15 protein-coding genes and 1 riboswitch are annotated in these 15,935 nt (G+C 73.6%); of the genes, 11 read left to right on the forward strand and 4 right to left on the reverse strand.

The window, feature by feature from the left end:
• Positions 1–110 precede the first annotated feature (110 nt).
• The 3 genes from D7147_RS16565 to fabF all read left to right on the forward strand — a co-directional run bounded on the left by D7147_RS16565 (position 111) and on the right by fabF (position 2,610).
• Positions 111–1,055 carry a beta-ketoacyl-ACP synthase III gene (locus D7147_RS16565; RefSeq protein WP_120678562.1) on the forward strand — a complete coding sequence of 315 codons (945 nt, stop codon included), beginning with the start codon at positions 111–113 and terminating at the stop codon, positions 1,053–1,055.
• 86 nt (positions 1,056–1,141) lie between these two features.
• A complete protein-coding gene (locus tag D7147_RS16570) occupies positions 1,142–1,381 on the forward strand; it encodes an acyl carrier protein (protein WP_120678564.1) in 240 nt (79 codons plus the stop codon).
• A 2-nt stretch (positions 1,382–1,383) separates the two neighbouring features.
• The gene (gene fabF, locus D7147_RS16575) at positions 1,384–2,610 is read left to right on the forward strand and encodes a beta-ketoacyl-ACP synthase II (RefSeq protein ID WP_120678566.1); all 1,227 of its coding nucleotides are present in this window, start codon (positions 1,384–1,386) and stop codon (positions 2,608–2,610) included.
• A 74-nt stretch (positions 2,611–2,684) separates the two neighbouring features.
• Here fabF and D7147_RS16580 read toward each other — a convergent pair whose 3' ends face one another.
• Entirely contained in the window at positions 2,685–2,903 is a 219-nt protein-coding gene (locus D7147_RS16580; RefSeq protein WP_120678568.1) for a hypothetical protein, read from the reverse strand.
• Positions 2,904–2,998: 95 nt separating this feature from the next.
• On the opposite strand from D7147_RS16580, the gene D7147_RS16585 reads away from it, so the two are divergent.
• Both D7147_RS16585 and D7147_RS16590 read left to right on the forward strand, forming a co-directional pair.
• On the forward strand, positions 2,999–3,898 hold the full coding sequence (locus D7147_RS16585) for a helix-turn-helix domain-containing protein (RefSeq protein ID WP_120678569.1): 900 nt from the start codon (positions 2,999–3,001) through the stop codon (positions 3,896–3,898).
• 72 nt (positions 3,899–3,970) lie between these two features.
• Entirely contained in the window at positions 3,971–5,803 is a 1,833-nt protein-coding gene (locus D7147_RS16590) for a potassium channel family protein (protein WP_120678571.1), read from the forward strand.
• A 5-nt stretch (positions 5,804–5,808) separates the two neighbouring features.
• On the opposite strand, the gene D7147_RS16595 is transcribed toward D7147_RS16590, so the two are convergent.
• A complete protein-coding gene (locus D7147_RS16595; protein ID WP_120678574.1) occupies positions 5,809–7,539 on the reverse strand; it encodes a glycoside hydrolase family 3 protein in 1,731 nt (576 codons plus the stop codon).
• A 95-nt stretch (positions 7,540–7,634) separates the two neighbouring features.
• Positions 7,635–8,126, reverse strand: coding sequence for a DUF3145 domain-containing protein (locus D7147_RS16600; RefSeq protein WP_120678576.1), 492 nt, complete (start codon positions 8,124–8,126; stop codon positions 7,635–7,637).
• A 319-nt stretch (positions 8,127–8,445) separates the two neighbouring features.
• Here D7147_RS16600 and D7147_RS16605 point away from each other — a divergent pair, with 319 nt between their 5' ends.
• The 6 genes from D7147_RS16605 to D7147_RS16630 all read left to right on the forward strand — a co-directional run bounded on the left by D7147_RS16605 (position 8,446) and on the right by D7147_RS16630 (position 15,247).
• Positions 8,446–8,775, forward strand: a complete 330-nt coding sequence (locus D7147_RS16605) for a hypothetical protein (RefSeq protein ID WP_120678578.1) — start codon at positions 8,446–8,448, stop codon at positions 8,773–8,775.
• A gap of 263 nt (positions 8,776–9,038) precedes the next feature.
• Positions 9,039–9,977 (forward strand): alpha/beta fold hydrolase, encoded by a 939-nt coding sequence (locus tag D7147_RS16610; protein ID WP_120678580.1) that lies wholly within the window; start codon positions 9,039–9,041, stop codon positions 9,975–9,977.
• A 127-nt stretch (positions 9,978–10,104) separates the two neighbouring features.
• Complete coding sequence (locus D7147_RS16615; protein WP_120678582.1) at positions 10,105–12,222, forward strand: HelD family protein; 2,118 nt, start codon at positions 10,105–10,107, stop codon at positions 12,220–12,222.
• 106 nt (positions 12,223–12,328) lie between these two features.
• Positions 12,329–13,243: a cation diffusion facilitator family transporter gene (locus D7147_RS16620; RefSeq protein WP_120678937.1), complete on the forward strand. Its 915-nt coding sequence runs from the start codon at positions 12,329–12,331 to the stop codon at positions 13,241–13,243.
• Positions 13,244–13,395: 152 nt separating this feature from the next.
• A riboswitch (cyclic di-AMP (ydaO/yuaA leader) is annotated at positions 13,396–13,525 on the forward strand.
• A 13-nt stretch (positions 13,526–13,538) separates the two neighbouring features.
• The gene (locus D7147_RS16625) at positions 13,539–14,603 is read left to right on the forward strand and encodes a coiled-coil domain-containing protein (protein WP_199734196.1); all 1,065 of its coding nucleotides are present in this window, start codon (positions 13,539–13,541) and stop codon (positions 14,601–14,603) included.
• A 125-nt stretch (positions 14,604–14,728) separates the two neighbouring features.
• Positions 14,729–15,247 carry a hypothetical protein gene (locus D7147_RS16630; RefSeq protein WP_120678586.1) on the forward strand — a complete coding sequence of 173 codons (519 nt, stop codon included), beginning with the start codon at positions 14,729–14,731 and terminating at the stop codon, positions 15,245–15,247.
• Positions 15,248–15,274: 27 nt separating this feature from the next.
• Here D7147_RS16630 and D7147_RS16635 read toward each other — a convergent pair whose 3' ends face one another.
• Entirely contained in the window at positions 15,275–15,745 is a 471-nt protein-coding gene (locus tag D7147_RS16635) for an SRPBCC family protein (RefSeq protein WP_120678588.1), read from the reverse strand.
• Between the last annotated feature and the right edge of the window lie 190 nt (positions 15,746–15,935).

Consider the following 15,935-nt stretch of genomic DNA (forward strand, 5'->3'; position numbering starts at 1 on the left):
AACGAGCCGAGACCGCGGATCCCGCGGCCCCGAACGAACGACACCACGGCGAGCGCGAGGAACGAGACGATCCCGCGGGCCCCGCAGTCGCGAACGAAAGGCAGGAACTGATGGCCGGAAGCCGGATCGTCGCCCTGGGGCACTACCAGCCCTCGCGGGTCGTCACCAACGACGAACTCGCCCAGATGGTCGACACGAGCGACGAGTGGATCCGCGACCGGGTCGGCATCGCCACCCGGCGGATCGCCGGTGACGAGACGGTGGCCGACATGGCCGCCGCCGCCGCCGGAAAGGCGCTGGCCAACTCGGGCCTCACCGCCGCCGACATCGACCTGGTCGTGGTCGCCACCTGCACGTCGGTGGACCGCAGCCCCAACGTGGCCTGCCGGGTGGCCGCCAAGCTCGGCATCGACGCGCCCGGGGCGTACGACATCAACACCGCCTGCTCGGGCTTCTCGTACGCGCTCGGCACGGTCGACCACGCGATCCGGGCCGGTGCGGCGCGCAACGCGATCGTCATCGGCGCGGAGAAGCTCTCCGACTTCACCGACTGGACCGACCGCTCGACCTGCATCATCTTCGGTGACGGGGCGGGCGCCGCGGTCGTCACCGCCACCGGCGACGACGAGCCCACCGGGGTCGGCCCGGTGCTCTGGGGCTCGGTGCCCGAGAAGAGCGACGCGGTCCGGATCGAGGGCTGGCGCGCGTACGTGCAGCAGGAGGGGCAGACGGTCTTCCGCTGGGCGACGACCGCGCTCGCCCCGCTGGCCCTGCAGGCCTGCGAGCGGGCCGGGGTGGCCCCGTCGGAGCTGGCCGCGTTCGTGCCGCACCAGGCGAACGCCCGGATCATCGACGGCATCGCGAAGCGGCTCGACATCCCGGACGCGATCATCGCGAAGGACATCGTCGAGTCCGGCAACACCTCGGCGGCGAGCGTGCCGCTGGCCCTGTCCAAGCTCGTCGAGCGGCGGGAGATCCCGTCCGGGGCCCCGGTGCTGCTCTTCGGCTTCGGCGGCGGCCTGACCTACGCGGGTCAGGTCGTCCGCTGCCCCTGAGACCCGACTCGGCGCGCAGCGTCGAGCCGAAACGTCGGCGGCGAGGCCGCCCGACGAGATCAACCCGATGAGAGGAACCGACAGCAATGACCCGTGAAGAGATCACCGCCGGCCTCGCCGAGATCCTCGAGGAGGTTGCCGGGGTGAACCCGGACGACGTGGCCGAGGGGAAGTCCTTCACCGACGACCTGGACGTCGACTCACTCTCCATGGTGGAGGTCGTCGTGGCGGCCGAGGAGAAGTTCGGCGTCAAGATCCCGGACAACGAGGTGCAGAACCTCAAGACCGTCGGTGACGCGGTCAGCTACATCGAGGCGCAGTCCTGATCATGACTCGCCCCGACGTCGTCGTCACCGGGCTCGGCGCGACGACCCCGCTCGGCGGGGACGTCGCGTCGACCTGGGACGCCATGGTCGCCGGCCGCTCCGGGGTGAGTCCGCTCACCCAGGAGTGGGCGGCGCAACTGCCGGTCCAGATCGCCGCACAGCTCGCCGTCGAGCCTTCGGAGGTGCTGGACCGGGTCCGGCTGCGCCGGCTGGACCGCTCCGAGGCGATCGCCCTCATCGCGGCGCAGCAGGCCTGGGCGGACGCCGGGCTGGCCGGCTCCGGGCTGGACCCGGAGCGGCTGGCGGTGAGCGTCGGCTCCGGCATCGGCGGCGCGACCACCCTGCTCGCCCAGGACGACATCCTGGAGGCCTCCGGGCCGCGTCGGGTGTCTCCGCACACCGTGCCGATGCTGATGCCGAACGGCCCGGCCGCCTGGGTCGGGATCGAGGTCGGCGCCAAGGCCGGCGTGCACTCGATGGCCAGCGCCTGCGCGACCGGTGCGGAGGCGATCGCGCTCGGCCTGGACATCATCCGCTCCGGCCGGGCCGACGTGGTGGTCGCCGGTGGTACCGAGGCGGTCGTCCACCCGCTGCCGATCGCCGGCTTCGCCTCGATGCGGGCGATGTCGACCCGCAACGACGAGCCGGAGAAGGCCTCCCGGCCGTGGGACAAGGGTCGGGACGGCTTCGTCCTCGGCGAGGGCGCGGGCGTCCTCGTCCTGGAGCGGGCCGACCACGCGGCTGCCCGTGGGGCCCACGTGTACGCGCGGGTGGCCGGCGCCGGCATCACCTCCGACGCCTTCGACATCGTGCAGCCGCACAACGAGGGCGAGGGCGCGATCCGGGCGATCTCGAAGGCGATCGCCGACTCGGGTGTCGCGAAGCAGGACATCGTGCACGTCAACGCGCACGCCACGTCGACCCCGATCGGCGACATGTTGGAGATCGGCGCGCTGCGCAAGGCGCTCGGCGACCATCCGGTGCTCTCCGCGACCAAGTCGATGACCGGGCACCTGCTCGGTGCGGCCGGCGCGCTCGAGTCGATCGCCACCATCCTCGCCATCCGCGACGGTGTCGTTCCTCCGACGATCAACCTCGACGACCCGGACGAGGCTCTCACCCTGGACGTGGCCGCGCACAAGGCGCGCAACATGGAGGTCCCCGCCGCGCTGAACAACGCGTTCGGCTTCGGTGGGCACAACGTGGCGCTCGTCTTCACCCGGGTCTGAGCACGGTCCGCCCCCGGTAACGACTGGTACCCGTCAAGGGCCCGCGCTCACATAGCGCGGGCCCTTGCTCGTCGTCAGCCCTGGTTGCGCGGGTGTCGCTGCGCGGTCCGCTCGTTGCCTCGACGGTAGTTGCCGGTCCACCGCGCCATCACCAGCTGCGGGTCGTCGTCGACCTCGGCGAGGAACCGCGCGGCCCGACCGCCGCGCAGGGTGCCGGCGGTCCGCCCGTGGTGCCAGATCACCACGGTGCCGTCGGCCCGTTCGACGTACCGGAATCCCGCCGCCTCCGCCATCCGATGAGGGTGACAGGAGCCCCGCGGACCGCGCGACCTGATTCTGCGCCGACCGGGTTGACTCTCCAGCGGCTGGAGACGGGAGGCTGACCACTGTGAACGAGCGCAGCGACCTGTTCGGCATCGGAGAACTCGCCCGCCGGACCGGTCTCACCGTCCGGACCATCCGGTTCTGGTCAGACCTGGGGCTGGTGCCGCCGACGGCCCGTTCGGCCGCCGGCTACCGGCGCTACGACCTGGCCGCGGTGGCCCGGCTGGAGCTGTTGGGCAGCCTGCGGGAGCTGGGCATCGGCCTGGACGACGTACGCCGGATCCTGGATCGGCAGGCGAGCGTGCAGGACGTGGCGCGGGCGCACCTGCGGGCGCTGGACGCCGAGTTCCGGACGCTGCGGCTGCGTCGGGCGGTGCTGCGGTCGATCACCCGACGTGGCAGTACGACCGAGGAGTTGAGACTCATGAGCGACCTGGCCCGGCTCTCCGCACGGGAGCGGCAGCAGATCATCGACGACTTCGTGGCCGAGGTGTTCGCCGGCGTCGACGGCCCCCCGGCCGGGCTGGCGCAGGCGATGCGCGCGCTCCCCGCGGAGCTGCCCGACGAGCCCACCGACGAGGAGGTGGACGCCTGGCTGGAGCTGGCCGAGCTGGTGGCCGACCCGGACTTCCGCCGCCGGGTGCGCGAGATGGCGGTGGCCGGTACGACCGGGGAGCCGACGCCCCCACCGGAGCCGATGACGCGGCTCGACCTGGCACGGGCTGCGCTGACCGCCGGGACCGAGCCGGCCTCGGCCGAGGGGCAGGCGGTGCTCGACGAGATGGTGGACCGGGCGCTCACCCCGGAGCAGCGGCGGGAGTTGGCCGACTCCCTCGCCACCTTCACCGACCGGCGGGTGGAGCGGTACTGGCAGCTGATCGGGGTGCTCAACGGCCGGGAGCCGTTCCCGCCGGCCGTACCGCCGGTGGAGTGGCTGATCGCCGCGCTGCGCGCGCGGGGCTGACGCGGGTGGGCACGCGCTGACGCTTCGCTTTCTCGTTGCCAGGACGTCGAATCGAGCGGCTACGATGCCGCCGTGTCCGACGACACCAACCCGCCGCCCGAGCCCTCCGGGCAGCGCTTCGTCGTCTGCGGCGACGGCGCGCTGGCCCACCGGCTGGTGGGAGAACTCGTCGACCGGTACGGGCTGCCGGTCACGGTGGTCCTGCCGTCGCTGAACGACAATCACGCCCCCGACATCGCGGAGTTCGGGCCGCGGACCGGCCGGCCGGAGCTGCGCCCGGAGGTCCTGGTGGCCCGCCGACTGACCGCGGAGGTGCTGCGACGCGCCGGGGTGGCGCAGGCGGCGGCGGTGGCGCTGGTCGCCGACGACGACGTCACCAACGTGGACGGTGCGACGATCGTCCGGGAGCTGGATCCGGACGTACGGTTGGTGGTCCGGCTCTTCAATCCGGTCCTCGGCGAGGGTGTCGCCACCATGCTGGGCGACTGCGCCGTCCTCTCCGGCTCCGAGATCGCCGCCCCGGCGTTCGTGGCCGCCACCCTGGGCGACGAGGCCTCGGCGTACCTGCGGCTACCCGACGACGAGCTCGTCCGCGTGGCCGACCGGCGCACCCTCGACGAGTCCGCCGAGGTCGTCTGCGGGCTGGCGGACACCGGCGGGCCCGAGCTGGTGCGGCTGCCCGCGGACGAGGACGAGGCGGACCTGGTCCTCGTCCGGGCGTACGGTCGCCCCCGCGCCGAGCCGCTGCCGCGACGCCGGCAACGGCTGCTGCGTACCACCGCCCTGGTCTTCGGGCGCAACCTGCGGCTGGCCCTGGCCGGCATGGCCCTGCTCTTCACGGCCGCCGGCGCGGTGCTCGGGTACGTCCGTGGCCTGGCCCCGGCCGAGGCGGCCTACCTCGTGCTGCTCACCGCGCTGGGCGGCGCCGAGGCCGACCCGGCGGCCCCGCTCGCCGAGAAGGTGACCGCGGTCGTCCTGGTGCTCTCGGGTGTCGCCATCGTGCCCACGGTGACCGCGCTGGTCGTCGACGCGCTCGTGCACGCCCGGCTCAGGGTGGCGGCGGGCGGGCTGGTCGACCCGGTCGCGGGGCACGTGATCGTGGTCGGCCTGGGCAACATCGGCACCCGGGTGCTCCAGGAGCTGCACTCGTCGGGCCTGCCGGTGGTCGGCATCGACCGTACGGAGTCGGCACGCGGGGTGGCTGTGGGGCGCGAGTTGGGGCTGCCCGTGATCATCGGGGACGCGACGAGTCCCGAGACGCTCCGCGCCGCATCGGTGCAGACCTGCCGGGCGCTGGTGGTGCTCACCAGCGACGACATGACGAACCTGGAGACCGCCCTGTCGGGTCGGTCGGCGCACGCCACCGCCCGGGCGGCCTCCGGTCAACCGGACGGGTCGCTGCGGGTCGTGCTCCGGCTCTTCGACGACGGTTTCGCCCAGCGGGTGCAGCGGACCTTCGGGCTGACCCACTCGCGCAGCGTGTCGTACCTCGCCGCACCGGCGTTCGCGGCCGCCATGATGGGCCGGGAGGTGATCGACACCATCCCGATCGGCCGGCACCTGCTGCTCGTCGCGGAGCTGCCGGTCGGCGCGGGCTCGGATCTCGAGGGACGGTTCTGCCCCGACCTCTCACGCCCGGGCGAGGTCCGGGTGATCGCGATGCGTACCGGCCGGGCCGGGCAGACGATCTGGGCGCTGCCGCGACGACGCCCGCTGGTCCGCACCGACCGGCTCGTCGTGGTGGCGACCCGGGCCGGTCTCGCCGCGCTGCTCCCCCGCGCGGTACCCAGCGCGGACCCGCCCGCGCTGGTCGAGCCGCCGCCGTTGCGCCTGCTGGGCACGCAGGCGCGGCACCGGCCGGCGGATCTCTCCGACCCGGACGCCCCGGCGGCTACCGGACCCTGACCGGCTCAGCTGGTGCAGGTGGACGCCGGCAGGCCCGAGACGGTCACCGGGGAGCGGCCGCCGGGGCGGGCCTTGCCGGCGAGCACCGCCGCCAGCCCGGTCATGGCCGCCCGGCTGGACGAGTAGGTCGCCAGCAGCGTCGGCGACTTCGCCTTGGCCAGCACGTACGGGGTGTCCATGGCGACCGTCACGGCCGCGTCGGCGCGCAGGTCGCCGGTGCCGTCGCCGTAGCCGACCAGGTGCACGACGGTGCCGCCCTCGGGCACCACCCGCACCCCGGCCGCCTTCAGCGCGTCGGTCAGCAGGCTCCGCGTGTGGTCCCGGCCGTCGGAGGAGGTGACGGTCACCGGCCCGGGGATCGGGGTGCCGTCGCAGGAGCCGCGGAGGACCGTCACCGCCGCGGCGGCGAGCGCGTCGGCCGCCGCCCGGTGCGCCGGGTCGTCCAGCGTCGACATCTCCGGCGCCGTCGTGCCGGCGAGGCGGAACTTCATGGTCAGCACGTGGGTCACCGCGTCGACGAGCCGGGCCCGCGGCAGCGACCCGTCGCGCAGCGCGTCGAGCAGACCGTCGTACGCCTGGCCGACGTTGGGGGTCATCAGGATGAGGTCGTTGCCGGCCTTGAGGGCACGCACCGCGGCCTCCCCGGGTGACCAGCGCTTGGCAGGCGCCATGTTCATGCCGTCGGTGATGACGACGCCCTGGAAGCCGAGCTGACCGCGGAGCACGTCGGTGAGGAGCTTGTGCGAGAAGGTCGCCGGCGTGCCCGGGTCGACCGACCTCGCGTCGAGGTGGGCGGACATCACCGCCATGGTGCCCGCGTCGATGCCTGCCTTGAACGGCGGCCACGCCTCGGCCTCCAGCTTCGCCCGCGACTGGGTGAGCGCCGGCAGCTCCTTGTGGGAGTCGTCGGCGCTGTGCCCGTGTCCCGGGAAGTGCTTCAGGGTGGCCGCCACCCCCGCGCTCTGCAGGCCGCGGACCGCGGCGGCCACCTGCGGCGAGACGCGCCCCTGGTCGGAGCCGAACGAGCGGGAACCGATCACGGTGCTGCGGGTGGCGAGCACATCGGCGACGGGCGCGAAGTCCAGGTTGATCCCCAGCGCGGCCAGTTCGCTGCCGGCGGCCCGCCAGGCCGCCTCCGTCAGGGCCGGGTCGCCCGCCGCCCCGGCGGCCAGGGCGCTGGGCAGCACGGTCACCCGGTCGGTGATCCGGGTCACCACGCCGAACTCCTGGTCGGTGCCGATCAGGAACGGCGCGGCGCCGGTGGGCAGCTTGGCCGCGGCGCCGCGCAGCCCCGTGGTCAGCTCCCGGACCTGTTTCGCGCTGTCGACGTTGGTGGTCTCCTGGTTGCCCTGGGTCGGGTCGTCGGCGCTGAAGCCGACCAGGATGAGCCCGCCGAGGCGGTACTTGGCGATCATCTGGGCGGGGGTGTCCACCCCGGCGAGCCCCTGGTTGCCGGCGGCCGAGCCGGCCGAGACGTCATCGGCCGCGCTGCCGTAGGCGTAGGGCATCAGCACCTGGCCGACGAGGTCCTCGTCCGGGAGGGTGGCGACCAGGGCGGTGGCACGGGCGGCCGGGTCGCCGGCCGCCGGGTCACCGCTCGGCGGCGCCGACGGGGAGGACGGAGCGGACGAGGAGGACGGCTGCTGCGGGGACCCCGAGCAACCGGAGAGGAGCAGAGCGGCCAGGGCTGCTATGGCGACGACGGTGCGGCGGGGGCGAAGGGACACGCCACCTATCCCACCAGTTCACCGCGTATCGGGGCAACCCGGCCCATCCCGGCCCGCCCGTGGGGGCCGCCGCTGACACCGGATATACGCGCGGCGGGGGCCCCTCAGCCGACCCGGGTGAGCAGCGTCACCGGGGCGCCGTCGCCGGCGTGGCGGTAGGGCTCCAGCTCCGCGTCCCAGGCGGCGCCGAGCGCCTTCTCGATCGCGTGCGTGATCGCCTCCGGGGCGCGGGCGGTCGCCAGGATGCTGCGTAGCCGGTCCTCGCCCAGCTGGATGTCACCGGCCGCGCCGACGGTGGCCCGGAAGAGCCCTCGGCCCGGCACGTGCATGAAGCGCTCGCCGTCGGCCCCGGGACTCGGCTCCTCGGTCACCTCAAAACGGATCATGGGCCACTGCCGAAGGGCAGCAGCCAGCTCGGCGCCCGTTCCCGGACGACCGGTCCACCCGCACTCGGCCCGGCGGACGCCGGGATCGACGGGTTGTGCAGTCCACTGCAGGTTGACCGGCGCGGCAAGGACGCGCGCGATCGCCCACTCGACGTGTGAGCACACGGCGAGCGGGGTCGAGTGGACGTATACGACGCCACGCGTTGGCACGGTGACCTCCCGGAGAGCGAGGTGCGTCTTCCCCTACGACCTCGACCACCCGAGTGGTTCCTGTGACACATGATGACTCCTGTGACGGACGGTGCGCCAGGGAATCGGAAAATTCACCGGGAAGAGCCGCCGGAATAGCCGCAAGGGTGGCCGCCGTTGGAACCCACGACGGCGCGATGACCAGCCAGGGATCGTGTTCGTGTACAGTTTCATCGGCGGCTTGTGCCGCGCACAACTTCTGCGGGCCCATCCATCCGGAGTCGTCCGCACAGCCCCCGGACGTTCCAGTCCTCCCGTACGTCTTGCAAGGAGTACCTCCGTGGCGAGCAACACCTCTAAGACCGCGCGCGCGTCCGTCCGGGCCGGCCAGGCTGGCCAGGGTGGCGCCCTCAGCGTGCTGGGCGAGTTCAAGTACCTCATCCCGCTCAACGGCGGCAAGCACGCCTACGTGCGGAACCTGACCAACGGCAAGACCGCGCACCTGCGCACCGACTCCGAGGCCTTCGTCGAGGAGATCCGGGTGCTGGCCGCCGCCGGCCACGCCACCAAGATCCGCGCCGAGCTGAACACGCTGGCCGAGGTGCACCCCGGCGACGGCTGGGACGCGACCGAGAAGCGCCTGGTCGAGGCCGGCGTCTTCGAGGGCTGAGCAGCCCTCTCGCTGAGCAACACGTAACCGCCCGTCGGGACATCCCGGCGGGCGGTTCTGCGTCCCCCCACCTTCCCCCTCTCCCCGCCCTCAGCCGGTTGACGGATCGCCGGAACCGCCGCCAACCTCATGATCGACAGGTGCGGGCCGCCGCCGGGCGCGGGCTCTTTCCGTCGCGAGGGTTGGCGTGGTGTCATGCGGGGTAGCCGGTGTCACCACCGGGTACCCCGGTGGCGGGATCCGGGCGGCCCGGGGAGGCGGCGATGCCGGAGCAGTCTGAGGTGCGCCTCGACGAGGGGGTGCGCCTGCACGTCGAGACCTCCGGGGCGGTCGACGCCGAGGTCACGGTGATCCTGCTGCACGGCTGGACGCTCGACGGCCGGAGCTGGCACCGGCAACTCGCCGCGCTGGGCGAGGCGGCCGGCACGGCGGTGCGGCTGGTCGCGTACGACGCGCGCGGTCACGGCCGCTCCAGCTGCATGCCGCTGCGCACGGCCACCCTGGCCCAGCTCGGTGACGATCTCGCCGCGGTGATCGAGGCGACGGCCCCGACCGGCCGGATCGTCCTGGTCGGGCACTCCCTCGGCGGTATGACGATCATGGAGTACGCGCACCGGCATCCCGAGCACTTCGCGGCGCGTACCGCCGGTCTCGCCTTCGTCTCGACCACCGCCGAGGGGCACACGCACACCGTCTACGGGCTCTCGTCCCGCATCACCCGGCTGATCCGGCTCGCCGAGACCACCGGCGCCGGCGTACTGGCGCGCTGCGGATCGTGGCGGCCGCCGCTGGCGCTGCTGCGCGCGTTGCGTCCCAGCATCCGGTGGCTGCTCTTCGGCGAGACGTGCGACCCGGCCGACATCCGGCTGGTCACCTCGTCGGTGGCGCGCGCCACGCTCCGCTCGATAGGTGGGTTCCGCGCCTCCATCGGCGCGCAGCACCGCCTCGACACCCTCGCCCAGCTGGCCCACCTGCCCGCTGCCGCCCTCGTCGGGGACCGGGACCGGCTCACCCCGCCACCGTGCGCCGAGTCGATCGCGGCGGTGCTGCCGAACACCGAGCTGACCGTCTGCCCCGGCGCCGGGCACATGCTCATGATGGAGCGCCCGGACGAGGTGAACTCCGCCCTGCTCGGGGTGCTCCGCCAAGTGCTCGATCGGCCACGGCCCGCCGGGCGGCTCACCCCCGCCTCGCCGGCCTGACGAGGCGCGACGGGCGCACCTGGCGACGTGGTGCCGCCGGTCGGGGCCGTACCCTCGTTCGGTTGGCCCGACGTGCGGCCCGTGGTGTACCGCGGTGCCCGCCGCCGGCAAGGGATCAGGAGCGAGCGTGACCGACCAGACCACCCTGGAGCAGGAGATCGCCGTCGAGCAGCGGCATCTCGACCGGGTGTACGCCCGACTCGCCGAGCTGCGGCGGTCGGCGGTCCGCGCCGAACGGGACGGCTACCGGCTCGCCCGGGTCGGGAACTTCGGCGCTCTGGTCGAGCGGGACGCCATGGTCTTCCACGCCGCGCAGCGGCGCCACGCGCTCGACGCCGAGCACGAGGGGCTGGTCTTCGGCCGGCTCGACCTGCGTGACCATCAGGTGCTGCACGTCGGTCGGCTCGGCATCCGGGACGAGAACGCGGCCAGCCTCGTGGTCGACTGGCGGGCTCCGGCGGCAGCCGCCTTCTACCAGGCGACGCCGGCCCAGCCGCAGGGCGTGGTGCGCCGCCGGACGATCCAGTCGAGCGGGGAGCGGGTCGTACGGATCGAGGACGACCTGCTCGATCCGGGCGCCGCGCCGCCGGAGATGGCGGTGGTGGGCGACGGTGCGCTGCTCGCCACGCTCTCCCGGGCCACCGGCCGGGGCATGCGGGACATCGTGGCGACCATCCAGCGGGAGCAGGACGAGGCGATCCGCTCCCCCGGCTCCGGAGTCACGATCGTCTCCGGCGGCCCCGGCACCGGCAAGACGGCCGTCGCCCTGCACCGGGCGGCCTACCTGCTCTACTCCGACCGCAGCCGGTACGCCGGAGGCGGCATCCTGGTCGTCGGCCCCTCCTCGGTCTTCGTCGAGTACATCGCCTCGGTGCTGCCCTCCCTCGGTGAGGAGACCGCCACCCTGCACTCCCTGGGCACGCTCTTCCCCGGGATGACGGCGACCCGGACCGACCCGCCCGAGGTCGCCGCGGTGAAGGGCTCGCTGCGGATGCGCCGGGTGCTGGAGCGCGCGGCCCGGGACGCCGTACCGGGTGGGCCGACGGAGCTGCGCCTGCTCTACCGCGGCGAACTGCTGCGGCTGGAGCGGCGGGAGTTGGACGCGATCCGGGATCGTGCGCTGCCGCGGGGCGCGCGCCGTAACGAGGTGCGCCGGGCAGGCTTCGACGGTGTCTTCGCGGCGCTCTGGGCGCAGGCTCGCCGGCTGAACATCGGCAGGCTGCCGGAGCAGCGCGCCTTCGAGGACGAGATCGCCGACCGGCCGGAGTTCCGGGAGTTCCTCAAGGCCTGGTGGCCGCGGCTGCACCCCCGGCACGTGCTGGGCTGGCTGGCGAGCCCCGAGCGGCTGCGCCGGTACGCCGGGGGCGTCCTCTCCGGGGCGGAGATCCGGCTGCTGACGAATGCGTACCGGACCCTGGACGGCGAGGGGCTGACGATCGCCGACATCGCGCTGCTGGACGAGCTCGACGCGCTGCTCGGCAAGCCGGTGCGGCCGGCCCGGGCGAAGCGGGATCCGTTCCAGCTGGCCGGCGGGGTGCGTGAGCTGAGCACCTACGCCGACCGGCAGCGGGCGGCCCGGGAGGCGGCGCGGGAGCGCCCGGCCGACTACCGGGAGTACGCGCACGTGGTGGTGGACGAGGCGCAGGACGTCTCGCCGATGCAGTGGCGGATGATCGGTCGCCGCGGCCGCCTGGCGTCCTGGACGGTGGTGGGCGATCCGGCGCAGACGGCGTGGACCGGTGATCCGGCGGAGCTGACCCGGGCCCGGGACCAGGCGCTGGGCCGGCGCCGCCGGCACCACTTCACGCTCACCACCAACTACCGCAACTCGGCGGAGATCTTCGCGGTGGCGGCGGCCGAGATCCGCCGGCTCGACCCGGACCTGGCGCTGCCCACCGCGGTCCGCTCCACCGGCGTCGAGCCGGTCGAGCTGGCGGTGCCGGTGGCGGAGCTGGAGAGCGCCACGGTGGCGGCGGCCGCGACGCTGCTGGACGAGGTGGAGGGGACGGTCGGGGTGATCACGCCGGTGCCCCGCCGGAACGAGGTGGCCGGCTGGCTCGGCGCGCGGGGCGGGTCCCGCCTCCAGGTGGTGACCAGCCTGGAGGCGAAGGGTATGGAGTACGACGGGGTGGTGCTGGTCGCGCCGAGCGAGATCCGGGCGGATCCCGGCTCGGGCGTCCGGACGCTCTACGTGGCGCTCTCCCGCGCCACCCAGCGGCTGAGCACGGTCGACCCGACCGGCTGACGTTCCCCGACTTCTCGGTTCGGCCGTCGCGCATGGCCGACGGTTGCATACATTGCGATGTGAGCATATGTTTGACCGGTCCGAACCGTCGACGGAGGGTGGTTTCGTGGGCGCGGGTCATGGCCACGAGGAGACGGTGGCGAACGCCGCCCAGCATCACCGTGGCCGACTCTGGGCGGCATTCGGACTGCTGGCCGTCCTCATGGTGGTCGAGGCTGTGGCCGCCCTCCGCACCGGCTCGCTGGCCCTGCTCTCCGACGCCGGGCACATGTTCACCGACGTGCTCGGCATCGGCATGGCCCTCGCCGCGATCACCGCGACCCGGCACGCCAACCGGGACCCGCAGCGCACCTTCGGGCTCTACCGACTCGAGGTGCTGGCCGCGCTCGCCAACGCCGTCCTGCTCTCCGGGGTCGCCGTCTACGTGGTGATCGAGGCCGTCGGCCGCTTCGGCGACCCGCCGGAGGTGCTCGCCGGCCCGATGCTGGCGGTGGCCGTGCTGGGCCTGCTGGCCAACGTGGTCGCCTTCTTGCTGCTGCGGCCCGGGGCAAAGGAGAGCATCAACCTCCAGGGCGCCTACCTCGAGGTGCTCGGCGACCTGCTCGGCTCGCTCGGCGTGATCGGCGCGGCGCTGCTCATCACGGTCACCGACTGGTGGTGGGCCGACCCGCTGGTGGCGATCGCCATCGGCGTGTTCATCCTGCCGCGCACCTGGAAGCTCGGCCGGGCGGCGGTCCGCATCCTCGTCCAGGCCGCGCCGAAGCACCTCCAGGTGACGGCGGTGCACGATCGGCTCGCGGCCGTGCCCGGTGTGGCCGGCGTCCACGACCTGCACGTCTGGACGCTCACCTCGGGCATGGAGGTCGCCTCCGCGCACCTCACCATGGCCTCCGGCGCCGACGTCGGCACGGTGCTCACCGCCGCGCGGACCGCCCTGCACGAGGACTTCCACATCGAGCACGCCACGTTGCAGATCGAGCCGGGCGCGGCACCCGGGGCCTGCGGGTCCTGTGAGTGGTAATGAGCACATCCTTAATTCTGGGAGTGTATTGTCCGATATGCCGGAATTATCGGTGACCACAGCAGCACCGAGAGTCACATCTGCTGCGTAGGGCTCGCTGGCCCCGGTAGTCTCGGCTCCGGCCTCCGGTAGGTGGCGCTCACGGGCGCCGGCGGCGGCCAACGCCTAATCGCCGACGTTCGGCGAGCCGGGGAACCACGTTCCTGGGGTGCATCCGCGCGAGCGGTAGGGATCTTCCGTCCCGAACCCGTCAGCTAACCCGGTCGGCTGGCGGAAGGACATGCGCATGCCAGTAGTGGCACCCGTACGACGACGCGCCGCCCGGATGGTGGCCCTGATCGCCGCGACGCTCGCCCTCGCCGTCGCGCTCAGCCCCGGCACCGCCACCGCGTCCACTCCCCCAGCGGCCCTGCCCGCCGCGGTTCCCAGCAACGACGCCGAGGGCGGCACCCCCGCGCTCCGCGCCCAACTGGAGGCGGCGAGCAAGGGCTGGCTCGACGCGAAGGCGGCCCTCGCCCGCTCGACCCAGCGGCAGCAGCAGCTCACCGCGCAGCTCCGGACGACCGACACCGAACTGGCGCAGCGCAGCGGCAAGGTCGGCGAGATCGCCGGGGTCGCCTACCGCACCGGCCGGCTCGGCACCATCTCGGCGCTGCTCAACAGCACCAGCCCGGACGGCTTCATGGACCGCGCCGCCGCCCTGGACGCCGTAGCCGCCAACGAGGACCGGGTGCTGCGCGAGCTGATGGAGACCCGGGACACGGCGAACCGGACCCGCGCCGCGCTGGACGGTGAGATCAAGGAGCAGCGCAAGCAGGTCGCCGTGATGGCGAAGCGCAAGCAACAGGCCGAGCGGGCCATCGAGGTGGCCAACGCCAACACGGTCCGCGCCACGGCCGGAGGTTCCAACCGGGGCACCTCCACCGCGAACGCCGCACCGGCGCCCCGCAACCCCGACGGCTCCTGGCCGAAGGAGTCGTGCAGCGTCAACGACCCGACACCAGCGAGCGGCTGCATCACCCCACGCATGCTGCACGCGCTCAACCAGGCCAAGGCGGCCGACTTCACCCGCTACGTCTCCTGCCACCGAAACGGCGGCTCCGGCGAACACCCCAAGGGCCGGGCCTGCGACTTCGCCGCGCAGAAGAACGGGTTCGGCGGCGACGCCACCGGCGGCGACAAGACGTACGGCAACAACCTGGCCGCGTACTTCATCCGCAACTCCGACCGGCTCGCGGTGCTCTACGTGATCTGGTACCGGCAGATCTGGCTGCCCAGCAGCGGATGGAAGTCGTACAGCGGGGCGGGCGGAGACCCGTCGAGCGACCACACGAACCACGTGCACCTCTCGGTGTACTGACCTCGCGGCCGCGGGTGGCCCGGTCCGGCCACCCGCACCGCCGGAGGCGGTACGTCGCGGGACGTACCCGGGATGTCGTCGCTCGGCGGACGATCCGGCCGGTCCGCGCGGGCAGCATCACGGGCATGACCCGAACACCGCCCACCGCGCGCAAGGCGCTGCTCACGCTGCACCTGGTCACCTCGCTGGGGTGGCTCGGCGCGGACCTGGTCCTGCTCACCCTCGGCGTGGCGGTGCTGCGCGGCGCCGACCCGGACGTGGTCTATCCGGTGGCCGCGCTGATCGGCACGGTGCTCTTCGCCCCGCTGGCCGTCGCGGTGTGGACGGTCGGCGTGGCCAGCGCCCTGCTGACCCCGTGGAAGCTCCTCCGGTACCGCTGGGTGTTGGTGAAGCTGCTGATCACCACGGCGATGGTCGTGCTGGTGCTCTTTCTGCTCACCCCGAACCTGCGCGCCGCGGGCGAGCTCGGGGCCGCCCTCCCGGCGCGGGACCGGGCCGACCTGGTGATCGCGCCCGCCGTGTCGACCGGCCTGATGGTCATCGCGACGGTGCTCTCCACGTACAAGCCGTGGGGGCGGATGCGCCGGACCGGGTCGCCCGCGCCGGGCCGGCGCTCGCCGGTGGCCGGCCGCGCGGGCGCCTGACCGGCTCCACCAAACCCCCGGCGTCTGTCAGGACGTGGCGGGCGGTCCCTTCCGGTCGCGGTCGAGCGCACCGGCGAGCCGGTTCGCCAGTGTCAGGTGCGCGGCGCGGGCCTGCCGGAAGGCGTACGCGAAGAGCGGCGCGGGCGCGGCGAGGGTGATCTCGACGTCGATGCGCAGCTGCCCGTCCGCCTCGGTGTGGAGCAGGGCGCGGCTGCGCACGGTGGTGGCCGGCCACTGCCGGGCCACCGTCACGATCTCGTCCTCCGCCTGGACCAGCACGTCGGCCTGGTACCGCACCCGGAACCGCACCGGTCCGGCGGTGAGCCGGTCGCTGACGGTGTAGCTGGCCCGCGCGCCGGGGCGGGGCGGAAGCCGGCGGACCCGGACGATCAGCGGGTGCAGTTCGCCCTGCCGGTCGAGGTCGCCGAGGAGCGCGGCGGCGTCCGACGGCGAGCAGCGCGCCTGGACGCTGTAGCTGAAGGAGTCCCGCCTGAGCACACCGTCTCCCGCCGTCGCCGGTCGCCCGATCCTCACCCACCAGGGGCGAGGTGGCAACGGCTGAGCGGCCTCCGGAGCGCATACCGCGGCTTCGGGTGCCTGTCGGCCGGGCGATCAGCCGGTGGGACTCCGCAGCCGGTCGGCGGCGTCAGCGAAGCCGGCGACGTGGACCTCTCCGGCCTCGACGAGA

The sequence above is a fragment of the Micromonospora musae genome, from assembly GCF_003626545.1.
Lineage (GTDB): Bacteria > Actinomycetota > Actinomycetes > Mycobacteriales > Micromonosporaceae > Micromonospora > Micromonospora musae.

Bases quoted from the DNA above. Each gene is read 5' to 3' on its own strand.
- D7147_RS16630 (WP_120678586.1), top strand. From the start codon at position 14,729: ATGACCCGAACACCGCCCACCGCGCGCAAGGCGCTGCTCACGCTGCAC.
- D7147_RS16610 (WP_120678580.1), top strand. From the start codon at position 9,039: ATGCCGGAGCAGTCTGAGGTGCGCCTCGACGAGGGGGTGCGCCTGCAC.
- D7147_RS16570 (WP_120678564.1), top strand. From the start codon at position 1,142: ATGACCCGTGAAGAGATCACCGCCGGCCTCGCCGAGATCCTCGAGGAG.
- fabF (WP_120678566.1), top strand. From the start codon at position 1,384: ATGACTCGCCCCGACGTCGTCGTCACCGGGCTCGGCGCGACGACCCCG.
- D7147_RS16580 (WP_120678568.1), bottom strand. From the start codon at position 2,903: ATGGCGGAGGCGGCGGGATTCCGGTACGTCGAACGGGCCGACGGCACC.
- D7147_RS16565 (WP_120678562.1), top strand. From the start codon at position 111: ATGGCCGGAAGCCGGATCGTCGCCCTGGGGCACTACCAGCCCTCGCGG.